Raw genomic sequence first — 13,172 nt, 5'->3', positions numbered from 1 at the left:
TCCATGTGAGGCCGCCGCGAATCGTCGCGCTTGGCCATTATTTCACCAATCCGTTGCCGGCGCGGCGGGAGTTATGCCCCATCCAACCGGCAGCCGGAGAAGTCATTCCGGGTCGTAGTTCAGGTTCGGCCCCAGCCATCGCTCGACCTCGGCCACAGTCATCCCCTTGCGTTCGTGGTAGTCGGCGACCTGATCGCGATCGATCTTGCCCAGGCTGAAGTAGCGCGACTCCGGGTGCGCGAAGTAGAGGCCGCTGACGCTCGATCCGGGCCACATCGCAAATGACTCGGTGAGCATCATTCCGGTGTTGGCCTGCACATCGAGCAGGCGCCAGATCGTTCCCTTTTCAGTGTGGTCCGGGCACGCCGGGTAGCCCGGAGCAGGCCGGATTCCCCGATACTTCTCCTGGATCAGCTCTTCTGGGGTAAGGTTCTCCTGGCAGCCGTAACCCCACTCATCGCGCACGCGCTTGTGCAGGCACTCGGCAAAGGCTTCGGCGAGACGATCGGCGAGCGCCTCGGCCATGATGGCGTTGTAGTCGTCGTTCTGGGCCCGGAAGCGGTCACAGAGCTCCTTCAGGCCGATCCCGCTGGTCACCGCGAAGGCGCCGATGGAATCCGGCAGGCCAGTCTCCTTCGGCGCGATGAAGTCGGTCAGCGACCGGCAGGGCTCATTCCCTTCCCTGTTCGCCTGCTGACGCAGGAAGTGGAACCGATCGAGAACCTTTTCGCGCGCCCCGTCCATATATAGCTCGACATCGTCGCCGACGGCGTTGGCGGGAAAGAAGCCGTAGACGCCGCGCGCCGCGATCATCTTCTCCGCAATGATGCGATCCAGGAGCGTGTTGGCATCGGCGAGGATCTGGCGTGCCTGTTCGCCCTGCTCCTCGTGGTCGAGAATGCGCGGGTATACACCCTTCAGTCCCCAGGCGTGGAAGAGCGGCGACCAGTCGATGAACTCGCGCAACGTCTCGAGCGGGAAGTTGTCGAGAACGCGCACACCGGTAAAAGCGGGCACGGCAAGGTCTTCGGCACGCCATTCGATCGGGGTACGTCTTGCGCGAGCGGTCTCAAGCGGGACGACTGTCTGACGCGGCGCAGCGTGGGCCTTGCGAAGCGCCTCGTACTCGGCCTGATGTTGTGCTACGAACTCCTGTTTCCCTTCCTCGCTTAGAAGGCTTGTGGTCACTGGCACAGCGCGGCTGGCGTCGAGGACGTGAACCACCGGCTCGCTGTAGTGGGGCGCAATCTTGACGGCTGTATGCCTGCGGCTGGTGGTCGCTCCGCCGATGAGCAGCGGTAGCTTGAAGCCCTGCCGCTCCATCTCGCGAGCCACGTGCATCATCTCGTCGAGTGATGGTGTGATCAGGCCGCTGAGACCGATCAGATCGACCTTCTCAGCCCTCGCGCGTTCGAGGATCTTCTCGCTGGGGACCATGACCCCCATGTCGATGACCTCGTAGTTGTTGCAGGCAAGCACGACGCCGACGATGTTTTTACCGATGTCGTGCACGTCGCCCTTGACTGTGGCGAGCAGGATCTTGCCCTGCGCCTTCACCTCGTGGCCGGCCGCCTCCAAAGCGGCCTTCTCGGCTTCCATGTACGGCGTCAGATGCGCCACGGCTTTCTTCATCACGCGGGCCGATTTGACCACCTGAGGCAGGAACATCTTGCCGGCTCCGAAGAGATCGCCTACAACGCTCATGCCGGCCATCAGGGGGCCTTCGATCACCTGGAGCGGGCGGCCCAGCTTGACGCGAGCCTCTTCGGTGTCGATCTCGATGTATGTGTCGATTCCCTTGACCAGCGCGTGCGAGAGGCGCTCCTCGACCGTGCCGCTGCGCCACTCTTCGGCCTTCTTCTCGCTGGCTGCCGAACTGGTACCCTTTAGCGTCTCGCCGAGCTCCACCAGGCGCTCAGTCGCGTCGGGGCGCCGGTTGAGCAGAACGTCTTCGACCAGTTCCTTTAGTTCCGGCTCAATCTCCTCGTACACCTCGAGCATGCCGGCATTGACGATGCCCATGTCCATGCCCGCCGCGATGGCGTGGTAGAGGAATGCCGAGTGCATGGCCTCGCGAACCTTGTTGTTGCCTCGAAAGCTGAACGAGATGTTTGAGACGCCGCCGGAGACCTTTGCGTGGGGCAGGTTGGCCTTGATCCAGCGCGTGGCGTTGATGAAGTCGACCGCGTAGTTGTTGTGCTCCTCCATGCCGGTGGCGACGGTGAGGATGTTAGGGTCGAAGATGATGTCCTCAGGCGGAAAGCCGACCTCATCAACCAGGATGCGGTAGGCACGCTCGCAGATGCGGATCTTGTCCTCGTAGCTGGCGGCCTGACCCTGCTCGTCGAAGGCCATCACTACCACCGCAGCGCCGTACTTCAGCACGGTGGCTGCGCTCTGGCGGAACTTCGCTTCGCCTTCCTTCAGCGAGATGGAGTTGACGATGCCTTTGCCCTGGAGGCACTTGAGCCCCGCCTCGATGACCTCCCACTTCGAGGAGTCGACCATGAAGGGGACCTTGGCAACCTCGGGCTCGCTGGCCAGAAGCTGCAGGTAGCGCGTCATGGCGGCGACGCCGTCGATCATGCCCTCGTCCATGCAGATGTCGAGGATGTTGGCGCCGTTCTCGACCTGCTGGCGGGCGACGCTGACCGCCTCTTCGTACTTGCCTTCCTTGACCAGCTTGGCGAACTTCGGCGACCCGGCGACGTTGGTGCGCTCGCCGATGACGATGTAGACGCTGCGCTGCTGAGTGAAGGGCTGCGATCCAGACAGGCGGAGCGGCTTCGTCTCAGCAACTGCGGCTGCGGTCTCGATTACGCTCACGCTGCGACCTCGATCTTGCCGAGCTTGCGCGGGGCCTTGCCTTCGAGCGCCTTCGCGATTGCAGCAATGTGCTCGGGCGTATTGCCGCAGCAGCCGCCGGCAATGTTGATCAGGCCGCCCCGTGCGAAGTCGCCCAGGTAGCGGGCCATGTCCGCAGGTCCCAGATCGAAGCCCGTCTCCGACAGGGGGTTTGGCAGGCCGGCGTTCGGGTAGCAGGAGATCGCTACGTTCGCCTTCTCGGAGAGTTCTTCAAGGAACGGATACATCAGATCGGGGCCGAGAGAGCAGTTGAGTCCCACCGACAGCGGCTTCACGTGCTGAACGGCGTTCCAGAAGGCTTCGGTGGTCTGCGCGGAGATCAGCGTCTCGCCGCCACGGCCTACCGCGGCGGAGATCATCACCGGCAGCTTCTGGTTGTCCTGGTCAAACACCTCGCGGATAGCGACAAGCGCTGCCTTGGCGTTCAGCGAGTCGAAGATCGTCTCGACCAGAAGCACGTCCACGCCGCCGGCGATCAGCGCGCGCACCTGTTGCGCGTAGGCCGCCTTCACCTGATCGAAGGTCACCACACGGAAGCCCGGGTCATCGGCGTCGGGCGAGTTCGAGAGAGAGACGGTCAGCGGCCCGATTGCTCCAGCGACGAAGCGCTGCTGCCCTGTCTCGTTCGCAATGCGGTCAGCCCACTCGCGGCACTGTTGCGCCGATTTTTCATTGATCTCCCATGCCAGGTTGTTGAGGAACGGGTCTTCAACGATCTTCTGGTAAAACTCAGGATTCTTGCGCCCGCCGTGCTCGCGCGGATCGTCCACGAAGAACTCGCTCTGCGTGATGCTGGTCGCGCCGAAGGTGTTCGTCTCGATGATGTCCGCACCGGCCTCCAGGAACCGCCGATGGATATCGCAGATCATCTTCGGCTGCGTCAGCGAGAATAGGTCGCCGTTGTTCAGCAGGTCCTTGGTCGAGTCCTTGAATCGCTCGCCACGGATGTCGGCTTCCTTCATCCCGTAGGTGCGGATGGTCGTGCCCATCGCTCCATCGATGATGGCAATCCGCTGCTGGAGCAGGGCTTCAAGGGGATGTTGGCGAGGTGTCGTCATCTCGTATTGGATGTCCTTCCGTCATTGCGTGGTGCACTCGCGCGCCACCAGCTGGGCGACGAGTTCAGGCTCATGCCGTCAGCGTCCACTCTGCAACCGTCCTCTTCTACGCGAGAATCTCGGCTTCGTCCTTGTCCGAGAGCACGGCGTCAGGCAGCTTATGTGTGTGAAGGGGAACCAGCAGATCTTCCTTGCGCATCACCAGCGAGGTCGCGTTCAGCGAGGCGAGTTCGAAACCGTGGCCGTGGGTGATGGCATCGGTCGGGCAGGCCTCAACACAGTAGCCGCAGAAAATGCAGCGGTTGTAGTCGATGTTGTAGACCTTGGCGTAACGCTCGGCGCCGGAAATGCGCTGCTCGGCGGTGTTCTCCGCAGCCTCGATGTAGATGCAGTTGGAGGGGCAGGCGGCCGCGCACAGGAAGCAGGCGACGCACTTCTCAAGGCCATTCTCGTCGCGCTGAAGCTGGTGCTTCCCGCGGAAGCGCTCCTGGAACTTTGCGCCCCGCATGGGGCCTTTGCCGTCGGGATAGTTCTCGACTTCGGTCGGCTGAAAGGCCTCTTTCAGAGTGACGCTCATTCCCTTGACGATGGCGGCAGCGTTGCGAACGATGGACATGGGTTAAGTATAGCGTGAGGCAAAGCGCGAACGAGAGCTGGCTCGGTTTGCCCTCCCGCTCGACGGCGCCGCTCCCGTTTAGGATATTTGCATGACGACCAGGTCAGTAACCCTGATGTTGGCACTTGCCCTAATTGGCGGCAGTTCCTATCTCTCAGCCCAGACAGAGCCGGAGCATGCCCATGCAAAGGCCGCTCCTTCGACGCATCTTCAACTTACGGTCGAGGGCAAGACGTCGACGGTGACGCTGAACGATCTTGCGTCGCTGCCTCAGAAGACCGTGACCGTCCATAACGAACACACAAAGAAAGACGAATCGTATACGGGGGTTGCGCTGGGCGATCTGCTCGCGAAGTACGGGTTTGCCGTGGGCCAGCCGACCCATCGAAAGATGCTGCACAGCTACATCGTCGCTGAAGGAACCGATAAGTACTGGGTGCTCTACTCGGCTACGGAGATCGAAGGCTCCGAGCACGCGGCCGACGTGGTCGTAGCGACCAGCGTGGACGGTAAACCGCTGGGCGAGGACGGCAAGCTGAAGCTGGTGGCAAGTGCCGACAAGAAGCCAAAGCGCTGGGTGCGAAACCTTTCGGCGATCCGGTTGGTCACCGTCGGCGAGTAGGCCGGTTCAGCGAAGAATCCCCTTCGCGGCGAGGATCGATTCGGCGCGCTCTAGGATAAGTCCTACCTGGCGGTCGTTGTAGTAGCCGTCGCGATGGGCGCGGGCCTGGCCGGCGGCGGCGATTCGGGCGCGGGCAGCTTCGTCAGGAAGATAGCGGCGAATCTTGGCAGCAAGCTCGTCATAGCCGGTGAAGAAGACGGCCTCCTCGTCCTCGCGGAAGCGATCGAGGTGGCCCGCGGAGCGCTCGGCGAGCAGGAAACCGCCGCAGCCGGCGATCTCGAAGCTCTTATGGACGAACTCGTCCAGGTTGGAGTGGGTGATGAAGCTGAGGTTGATCTTCGAGCGCCAGAGGGCCTCACGATACTGCTGCCGGTAGAGTTCTCCCTCACGGTAGAGCTTTGAGAAGGATGCGGGCGCAAGCGCGCGCCGCCAGGAGCGGTCGTTGCCGGAGATGGTGACGCCGAACTCCTCCGAGAGCCGTGTAAGAACGGCGGCGCGGTCGTCATACGGCGTTCCGACGAAGGAGACCTCCCGGTCGCGATTGCGGTCCGACCAGCCTTCGGGCGGCGGGAAATGGAGCGTGGGCTCATAGGCTGTCTGAATCTTGATGACGTCGCGTGCACCGCGCTGACGATAGTCGGCGATGTTCTTGTCGCGTTGCACGACATGAAGATCGTAGTGCGGAATGCCCTTCATGTAGAGCCGCCAGCCAGGATCGCGGCGAGGGCCGAAGGGATTGTCGATCATGTAGCTGACAGTGGTGACACCGAGCGAGCGCAGATGGTCGAGCGTACGCGGCTTCATCCAGAGAATCTTATCGGCCCACAACAGGTCGGGCTTCTCGCGCTCGGCCAGCTGGATGAGGTCGCGATTGAAACGCTCGACGTGAGGACCTGCGGCGAGCCGATAGACGATCCTGTGCACGATGGGGTTTGACGCTTCATAGGACAGATAGTCGAGGGGAACGACTTGTTGGCCGAGGCGCTCGAGGGCCCAGAGACGATAAAGTGCGGAGTCGTTCGGCGACAGCGCCGCCGCGTAGAGGATCTTCATTCAGGTCTGATTATCCGATGAGTTGGGCTGCCGGCCAAAGCGGCAATCCGCAATCGATAGCTCAGTGACTGGCGCGGAGCAGCGCGATGACCTGCTCGGCGTGAACCACGCCGACGAGCTTGCCGTCCGCATCGATCACGGGCAGCGAGCGCAGATTGTACTTGTCGAACAGCTCGGCTACCTTGCGTCCGCCAGCATCGACATGGCAGGTGACGAGGTGCCCATGAGGCAGATCGGATAACGGCGTCTCGGCGCCAGCAAGCAGGATGCGCACAACCGGAATCAGACCGGTGAGCTTGCCCTCCTCGCCGGTCAGATAGATGTCGGTGATCAGCTCGATGTCGCCCTCGAAGGCGCGCAGAGCGGCGTGGACATCGGCGACCCGGGCGGTCTCGGGAAGCTCGAGGTACTCGGTCGTCATGCGGCCGGCAGCGGAGTCTTGCGAGAACTCAAGCAGATCTTCGACTTCCTGCCGCTCCTCGGGGGCCATCTCTTCGAGGATCTCCTCGGACTTTTCTTCGGGGAGTTCGGCGAGCAGGTCGGCGGCTGCTCCGGGGTCCATCTCTTCCACGATCCCTGCGACGTGCTCGGAGTCGAGCGCCTGGACGAGGGACTTTTGCAGCTTGGGCTGGACCTCTTCGAGGGTCTCGGCCGCGACCTCCTCGTCCAGACTCTCGAACAGCGCCTGCCGTTCCGGCGGGGCCAACTCTTCGAGGATGTCGGCCAGGTCCGAGGGATGCATCTCCGAGAGCCGGTCCTGGTCTACCTTGAGGCGGACGCGGCGGGAGGGGTCGATAAGATCCACGAACTCCCACGGAATGACGCTGGGAGTGAAGCGGGAGGCGATGGCTTCGACGGTGCTTGAGGGAAGGCCCTTGATGAGACGGCGGACAGCTCCGCGGAGACCAACTTCCACCTCGGCGATGCGCAGGTTGAGGCGGCGGTCGGAGGTGTGCTCCCAGCAGAGGTGGACATCGTTCACGCGGACGACTTTGCGGCCGTGGACGTCGATGATCTGCTGGTCGAGCAGGTCGCGCTCGAGGAGGACGAGGGCAGGGTCATTCGGAGGCGGGACGGGCGCGGCATTTGTCACCATTCGAAGGTCGTCAGCGTCAACTTCCAGATCTTCGACGGCAACCATGTTCTCGTTCCCGCCGCGAGCATGGGCAGAGAGCTTCAGGACAAGTCCGTAGACTCGCGAGGCGTCACGCGAGGGCGAGACTGCAAACTCGCGAACTCGTCCGATCATCTCCCCGCTGGCGTTGCGAACTGGCGCGCCGACGAGCGAGGCTACGGTGGTCATGTTGGGTCCGCACCTGCTCATATCTGCTCGCGCGAGCTTACCAGACCTTGCACACCTTTGCCTTCACCATCGGCTGGCCGGTTTTGCACCCGAAGGCGGTAGCAAACTCCGGCAGGTTGGTGACGATACCGTTGATCCGGGCGAAGCCGGGCGAGTGCGGGTCGGTGGCGGCCTGCAAGCGGCTGTTGGCCTCGCGGGTGTTCTCGCAGGCCCACTGGGCGAAGCCGATGAAGAAACGCTGGTCGGGGGTGAAGCCTTCGGCGGGCCTGGGGTCCATACCGCCCGTCGCCTTCTTCCATGCGATGTAGGCGATCAGGGTTCCGCCGAGGTCCGCGACGTCCTCGCCGCTGGTGAGCTTGGAGTTGATGTGGATGTCGTCGACCACGACGTAGGTCGCGAACTGGTCGCGGAGACAGTTGATGCGGTCCTCAAAGCCCTTGGCATCCTCCTTGGTCCACCAGTCTTTCAGGTTGCCCTGCGCGTCGAACTGGCGCCCCTCGTCGTCGAAGCCGTGCGTCAACTCATGCCCGATGGTTGAGCCCGTGTTGCCGTAGTTCGGCGCGTCATCCATCTTCGGGTCGTAGAGCGGCGGCTGCAGCACGCCGGCCGGGAAGTTCACATCGTTCATCTGCGGGTTGTAGTAGGCATTGACGGTGGGTGGCGTCATATCCCACTCCTCACGGTCGACCGGCTTGCCCACCTTGGCCCAGTCGCGGTCTGTCTCGAAGTCCGCGGCACGAACGGTATTGCCGTAGTAGTCGTCGGCCTTGATCTCCAGCTTCGAGTAATCCCGCCACTTGTCCGGGTAGCCGATCTTGTTGCGGACGCCGTGGAGCTTGCGCAGCGCCTCCTGCTTGGTCGCTGGGCTCATCCAGTCGAGGTGCTCGATCTCGGACTTCATGGCCTGCTCGATCTGGTCAGTCATCAGCACGGTCTTCTGCTTGGTCTCGGGCGAGAAGGTTCGGGCGACAAACTCCTGGCCGAGCGCCTCGCCGAGCGCACGGTCCACCTGGCGGACGCAGCGCTTCCAGCGCGGAGGCATCTGCTGCACACCGCGCAGATAGCCGCTGTAGAAGTCGAAGTACACGTTCTCAAACTGAGCCGAGAGCGAGGTGGCTGCCGCCGTCACGGCGTGGAAGCGAAGATAGGCTTTCAGGTCCTCGAGCGGCTCCGTCGTGAGGGCGTGGTCGACGGCCTTCTGGAAGGCCGGCTGGGCGACGTTGAGCGTGTTGACGCCAGAGGCGCCCTGGACGCGGAGATAGTCAGGCCAGTTGATGACGGGGTCCTCTGCAGAGAGCTGGGCGACGGTCATCTTGTGGTACTGCTTGTAGGGATCGCGGCGCTCGACACGGGTGAGCGAGGCCTTTGCCAGATCGGTCTCAATGCGCATGATCGTAGTTGCATCTTTTTGCGCTTGACCGGCGGGCTCGCCGGCCAGGGTGAGGATCTTCTCCACGTAAGCGACGTAGGCTTTGCGAGTCTCTTCGCTCTTGGCGTCCGTCTTCAGGTAGTAGTCGCGGTCGGGCAGGCCCAGACCGCCGGCGGAGATCTCGGCGATGACGGAGTTCGAGTCGCCGGGGTCCTGCGAGGCGCCGGAGTTGAAGAAGAACGAGCCGCGCGTGTTGCGGTTCAGGGTGCCGAGGTAGGCGATGAGGGCCTTGCGGTCCGGCAGCGCATCGATGGCCGTCAGTGTGGGCTTGAGCGGCGCGGCCCCGAGCTTATCGATGGCCGCCGTATCCATGCAGGCGGCGAAGTAGTCGCCGACCTTCTGCTGGGTGGGTGTGCGGTTGGTGGCCCTGGCGTCGGCTTCGAGGATTCCCCAGAGAAACTGCTGGTTGTCGTTGGCCAGCTTCGAGTAGACGTCCCAGCGGGGCTGGTCGGCCGGGATGGGGTTGTTCTTCATCCAGCCGCCGCAGGAGAAGCGGTAGAAGTCCTGGCAGGGATCGACCGAGCGGTCCAGCGAGGAGGGGTCGAGCGACGGCGAATAGGGCATGGCGGAGAGCGGCCGTGCGACCGGGGCGGAGCCCTGCTGTGCGGCAGCAGCCGTGGCAAGCAGAAGGCAGGCAGAGAGATGGGTCAGGGAGTTTCTCATTTGCAGATTTTTCCTCGTCTTGGCATGTTAGCGCACAGAATTGGCCGATAGAGAGTATGTTGTGACCAGCATTTCATCCTTTCAGCGGGCGGGAGCAGGCACGAGATGGCGAAAGAGTTGAAGGAGCCAATCTTGACAATCGGCACAAGCGCAAGCACACTGCCATCATCGCTGTTGTCTGCCGTTGACGACGGGCATTCAAAGATTGCAAGGACATCCTTGGCCGACTCAACGACAAGCCGCGTCAGCTTCACCCTCGACTCGACCCTCGACAGCGTCAACAAGATTGAGCAGACTGCCGAGCAGTACGCCCAGCGGGCCGGTTTCGACGAAGAGACGATTACCCACGTCGCCATGGCGGTGCGGGAGGCAGCCGTGAACGCCGTTCTACACGGAAATGCATATGATCCGAACAAGCATATTACGGCTTCGTTTGAGACGACCTCGGATGACCTCGTGATTCGCATCACCGACCAGGGACCGGGCCTCGATCCGAGCACTCTGCCGGACCCGCTGGCTCCGGAAAACATCCTTCGAGGCTCAGGTCGAGGCATCTTTCTGATTCGCGCCTTCATGGATGAGGTACACTTTCGCCAGCTACACCCTGGCACCGAACTGACCCTCATCAAGCACCGCACACCCGCGCAGTCGGGGACCTAAGGAGAAGATGAAAACATGAGCATGAAAGTACAGACTCGCCAAGTGGACGGCGTCACCATTCTGGACCTGAGCGGCCGGATCACGCTCGGCGAAGGCAGTGTAACGATTCGCGATGCGGTTCGTGATCTGCTGTCCAAGGGGCAGAAGAAGATTCTGCTGAACCTCGGTGATATCAACTACATCGACAGCTCGGGGATCGGCGAACTGGTCAGCGCCTTCACCACGGTGAAGAACGCCGGCGGCGAATTGAAGCTGCTGAACCTGACCAAGAAGGTTCACGACCTGCTGCAGATCACCAAGCTCTACACCGTCTTCGACGTGCGCGAAGACGAGGCCACCGCAATCTCTTCGTTCACCAAGTAAAGCTCGACCGGCCCGCCAGAGCAGGTTGAGTGGCCGGAGCTATGTACCTCGGGTCCCCAAAAGAAGGGCCGTCGCTGATGGGCGACGGCCTTTCTTCGTGCCAAGGTTCAATTCGGCTTCTACCTTACTTCGAGAAGTCGACCTTGGGCGCGACGCTGTTTTCAGGGTTCCCTCTGAAGTATTCCTCGCGGGGGTGGAATCCAGCCATACCGGCCCAGATACTGTTGGGGAACTGCTGAACATAAGTATTGTAATCCTGAAGCGTCCTGTTGTACCGCTGGCGCTCGACGGCAATGCGATTTTCCGTTCCAGCCAGCTCGTCTTCCAGGCGCATGAACTGCTGGTTGCCCTTCAGGTCGGGGTACTGCTCCTGCAGGCGGAAGAACGGCCCCAAGGCGACGTCCAGCTTACGATTGGCGTCGATGCTGGCGTTGCGGTCCGAACCGGCTGCGAGCACGCCTGCGCGTGCGTTGGCGATGTTGGTCAGAATCGTCGATTCCTCAGCGACATAGCCTTTCACCGAGGCAACAAGATTTGGAATCAGATCAAGCCTTCGCTGCTGCACGACGTTCACCTGCGAGTAGGCCTGGTTGATGGCTTCGTTCTTCTGGATCAGAGTGTTCTTTGTGCTCACGTAGCTGCCTCCGGCAAAGAGCAGCAGAAGGATGATGAGGCCAACGACGCCCAGCACAATCCATAAAGGTTTCATTCGTTCGATTTCCCTTCGTCTTGGAGTTTCGCCTGTGTCATGGAAGGTATCCGGCTGTACTCTACCACTTCCCTTCTGCCGGACGGGACCCGCCGCTTCATCCTGTCTGCCCGTAAGTATTTTGTCTGCCAGGTAATTCGATGTGTTCGGGCCCGGCTTCCCTTACCGCAGTCTCTAAAAATCGGCGCCTCCTCCTCCGGAGCGACCTCCGCCAAATCCTCCGAAGCCGCCTCCGCCGTCTCTCCGGTCGCGGCCGCGTTCACCGCGGTAACCTCCTCCGCCTCCACCACCCATCAAGTTGCCGAGCAGGAAGAAGATTAGCCCGATGTTGCCGGTGCGGACGAGGAAGAAGAGCAGCAGGAGAACGACTCCGCCGCCGATGACGATCTGCATCAGCGAGATCTGTACCGGCTCGTCGCGCACCGGCTCCCGGTGGTACTGGTGTGTGGGAAGCGCAAGGGTGACGCCGGCGTCCTGGGCGATGATGCCGGCGATCTGCCGCACGCCGAGCGGAACTGCCGTGTCGTAGTCGCCCCGGCTGGCCGCTGGTACCATCGATCGGCCGATGTCGCCGACCTTGGCGTCATTGAGGATACCCTCCAGCCCATAGCCGACCTCGATGCGTCCCTTGCGCGGCGTCATGACCAGAACCATCAGGACGCCGCGATCGTCCTTGTTTCCGACACCCCACTTGTCCTCGAGTTCTGTGGCAAACTCCTCAATGGTCTGATCGTCGTCCAGCGTCTTGATGGTGACGACGGCGATCTGAGCGTGGGCCTGGCGGTCGACCTGGGTGCAGAGCACCTCCATGTCCTGCTTGGTTGACGGTGACAGCACGCCCGCAAAGTCGCTGATGTAGCCAGTGGGCTTTGGCAGCGACTTTACTGACTCGCCCACCAGCAGTGGCCCGGGGGCGAGCAGAAGAAGAACGATCCCAAGCCATCGCGTAATGCGTTTCATTGTCCGTCATTCTACGCTGAACGGAGTAAAGGAATCGTAATACGAGATAGAACGAGGGCGCCCCTGAGAGACACCGTTCCCTGCCTCCACAGAGTTGATTCTGGATCAGTTCGTCGTCGTGCGGGCAGGCCTGCCGCCTCGGCCTGGCATCGCGATTCCCTTCTCGTGAGCGAGCTTGTCGGCCATGACCATATGCTCGTGAATCACCTGCGCCGCCTTGTCCACGGCGGCCTTCAATTCGGGATCGGCGGTGTTCATGGCCGCCGTACGAAACTCGCGGAGGTCCGCATGATGGTCCTTCGCCATGTAGGCGATGTACTCCTTGTCGAACGCCTCGCCGGAGAGCGAGCTGAGCTTGTCATACTCCGCCTGATCGGCCTTGCTCATCTTTCTCGGCAGAGCGACTCCCTTGGATTCAGCCATCGGAGCCATCTGGTTGTTCAGCCGAGTGTGGTCGTCCACCATCTTCTGGCCAAAGGCCTTGACGTCGGCGTCCGATGCCCTCTCAACGGCCAACTTGCCCAGCTGAACCTCGGCGGTCCCACCCTCTGCTGCCTTTTGCAGAAAGATTTTATCCAGCATTGCCTGGTGCGACTCTCCCGGGATGCTGGTGGAATCGGATTCCGGACGCGTCGGGTTCAGCTGCTGATTGGGATCGACTTGGGCAACAAGAGTTGCGGAAGACATCGCCGACGCTAAGCACAGAATCAAGAAAGTGATGCGGTCTCGCGTAAACATTTGAATCATTCTGGGCCCCTCTCGGCGGCCAGTGTAGCCCTTCGAGAGCCGCCTTTGCTTCACTATTCAGGGTACACGGAACTCCTCAGGGGGTTGCCTATAAGCCTTCGCCGGAACGCTGTATTCTGGGAGA

Annotated in this window: 12 protein-coding genes; 3 read left to right on the top strand and 9 right to left on the bottom strand. The window is 61.9% G+C overall.

The window, feature by feature from the left end:
• Nucleotides 1–102: 102 nt before the first annotated feature.
• The 3 genes from metH to nuoI all read right to left on the bottom strand — a co-directional run bounded on the left by metH (nucleotide 103) and on the right by nuoI (nucleotide 4,539).
• On the bottom strand, nucleotides 103–2,826 hold the full coding sequence (gene metH, locus Q363_RS06805) for a methionine synthase (protein ID WP_035348901.1): 2,724 nt from the start codon (nucleotides 2,824–2,826) through the stop codon (nucleotides 103–105).
• The gene (locus tag Q363_RS06800) at nucleotides 2,823–3,923 is read right to left on the bottom strand and encodes a homocysteine S-methyltransferase family protein (RefSeq protein WP_035348899.1); all 1,101 of its coding nucleotides are present in this window, start codon (nucleotides 3,921–3,923) and stop codon (nucleotides 2,823–2,825) included. Before Q363_RS06800 ends, metH begins: the two co-directional genes overlap by 4 nt.
• 106 nt (nucleotides 3,924–4,029) lie before the next feature.
• Nucleotides 4,030–4,539 carry an NADH-quinone oxidoreductase subunit NuoI gene (gene nuoI, locus Q363_RS06795; RefSeq protein WP_035348898.1) on the bottom strand — a complete coding sequence of 170 codons (510 nt, stop codon included), beginning with the start codon at nucleotides 4,537–4,539 and terminating at the stop codon, nucleotides 4,030–4,032.
• Between the two features lie 91 nt (nucleotides 4,540–4,630).
• Here nuoI and Q363_RS06790 point away from each other — a divergent pair, with 91 nt between their 5' ends.
• A complete protein-coding gene (locus Q363_RS06790; RefSeq protein WP_035348896.1) occupies nucleotides 4,631–5,161 on the top strand; it encodes a molybdopterin-dependent oxidoreductase in 531 nt (176 codons plus the stop codon).
• Nucleotides 5,162–5,167: 6 nt separating this feature from the next.
• Here the strand turns inward: Q363_RS06790 and Q363_RS06785 are convergent, their stop codons facing one another.
• The 3 genes from Q363_RS06785 to Q363_RS06775 form a co-directional block, all read right to left on the bottom strand.
• The gene (locus tag Q363_RS06785) at nucleotides 5,168–6,214 is read right to left on the bottom strand and encodes a CgeB family protein (protein ID WP_035348895.1); all 1,047 of its coding nucleotides are present in this window, start codon (nucleotides 6,212–6,214) and stop codon (nucleotides 5,168–5,170) included.
• Nucleotides 6,215–6,275: 61 nt separating this feature from the next.
• The gene (locus Q363_RS06780) at nucleotides 6,276–7,538 is read right to left on the bottom strand and encodes a magnesium transporter MgtE N-terminal domain-containing protein (RefSeq protein ID WP_035348894.1); all 1,263 of its coding nucleotides are present in this window, start codon (nucleotides 7,536–7,538) and stop codon (nucleotides 6,276–6,278) included.
• 16 nt (nucleotides 7,539–7,554) lie between these two features.
• Nucleotides 7,555–9,609, bottom strand: coding sequence for a M13 family metallopeptidase (locus tag Q363_RS06775; RefSeq protein ID WP_035348893.1), 2,055 nt, complete (start codon nucleotides 9,607–9,609; stop codon nucleotides 7,555–7,557).
• A 219-nt stretch (nucleotides 9,610–9,828) separates the two neighbouring features.
• On the opposite strand from Q363_RS06775, the gene Q363_RS06770 reads away from it, so the two are divergent.
• Together Q363_RS06770 and Q363_RS06765 are read left to right on the top strand one after the other, a co-directional pair.
• Complete coding sequence (locus Q363_RS06770; protein WP_035348999.1) at nucleotides 9,829–10,269, top strand: ATP-binding protein; 441 nt, start codon at nucleotides 9,829–9,831, stop codon at nucleotides 10,267–10,269.
• Nucleotides 10,270–10,284: 15 nt separating this feature from the next.
• A complete protein-coding gene (locus Q363_RS06765; RefSeq protein ID WP_035348892.1) occupies nucleotides 10,285–10,632 on the top strand; it encodes an STAS domain-containing protein in 348 nt (115 codons plus the stop codon).
• A gap of 124 nt (nucleotides 10,633–10,756) precedes the next feature.
• Here the strand turns inward: Q363_RS06765 and Q363_RS06760 are convergent, their stop codons facing one another.
• The 3 genes from Q363_RS06760 to Q363_RS35795 form a co-directional block, all read right to left on the bottom strand.
• The gene (locus tag Q363_RS06760; protein ID WP_035348891.1) at nucleotides 10,757–11,341 is read right to left on the bottom strand and encodes a LemA family protein; all 585 of its coding nucleotides are present in this window, start codon (nucleotides 11,339–11,341) and stop codon (nucleotides 10,757–10,759) included.
• A 174-nt stretch (nucleotides 11,342–11,515) separates the two neighbouring features.
• Entirely contained in the window at nucleotides 11,516–12,301 is a 786-nt protein-coding gene (locus Q363_RS06755; RefSeq protein WP_035348890.1) for a TPM domain-containing protein, read from the bottom strand.
• A 105-nt stretch (nucleotides 12,302–12,406) separates the two neighbouring features.
• The gene (locus Q363_RS35795) at nucleotides 12,407–12,988 is read right to left on the bottom strand and encodes a DUF4142 domain-containing protein (RefSeq protein WP_211256128.1); all 582 of its coding nucleotides are present in this window, start codon (nucleotides 12,986–12,988) and stop codon (nucleotides 12,407–12,409) included.
• Between the last annotated feature and the right edge of the window lie 184 nt (nucleotides 12,989–13,172).

The organism is Edaphobacter aggregans DSM 19364 (genome assembly GCF_000745965.1).
Taxonomy (GTDB): domain Bacteria; phylum Acidobacteriota; class Terriglobia; order Terriglobales; family Acidobacteriaceae; genus Edaphobacter; species Edaphobacter aggregans.
The sequence above is the reverse complement of the archived record's forward strand: the minus strand, read 5'-3'. Positions and strand labels throughout refer to the sequence as shown.

Bases quoted from the DNA above. Each gene is read 5' to 3' on its own strand.
- Q363_RS06800 (WP_035348899.1), bottom strand. From the start codon at position 3,923: ATGACGACACCTCGCCAACATCCCCTTGAAGCCCTGCTCCAGCAGCGG.
- nuoI (WP_035348898.1), bottom strand. From the start codon at position 4,539: ATGTCCATCGTTCGCAACGCTGCCGCCATCGTCAAGGGAATGAGCGTC.
- Q363_RS06790 (WP_035348896.1), top strand. From the start codon at position 4,631: ATGACGACCAGGTCAGTAACCCTGATGTTGGCACTTGCCCTAATTGGC.
- Q363_RS06785 (WP_035348895.1), bottom strand. From the start codon at position 6,214: ATGAAGATCCTCTACGCGGCGGCGCTGTCGCCGAACGACTCCGCACTT.
- Q363_RS06780 (WP_035348894.1), bottom strand. From the start codon at position 7,538: ATGAGCAGGTGCGGACCCAACATGACCACCGTAGCCTCGCTCGTCGGC.
- Q363_RS06775 (WP_035348893.1), bottom strand. From the start codon at position 9,609: ATGAGAAACTCCCTGACCCATCTCTCTGCCTGCCTTCTGCTTGCCACG.
- Q363_RS06765 (WP_035348892.1), top strand. From the start codon at position 10,285: ATGAGCATGAAAGTACAGACTCGCCAAGTGGACGGCGTCACCATTCTG.
- Q363_RS06760 (WP_035348891.1), bottom strand. From the start codon at position 11,341: ATGAAACCTTTATGGATTGTGCTGGGCGTCGTTGGCCTCATCATCCTT.
- Q363_RS06755 (WP_035348890.1), bottom strand. From the start codon at position 12,301: ATGAAACGCATTACGCGATGGCTTGGGATCGTTCTTCTTCTGCTCGCC.
- Q363_RS35795 (WP_211256128.1), bottom strand. From the start codon at position 12,988: ATGTCTTCCGCAACTCTTGTTGCCCAAGTCGATCCCAATCAGCAGCTG.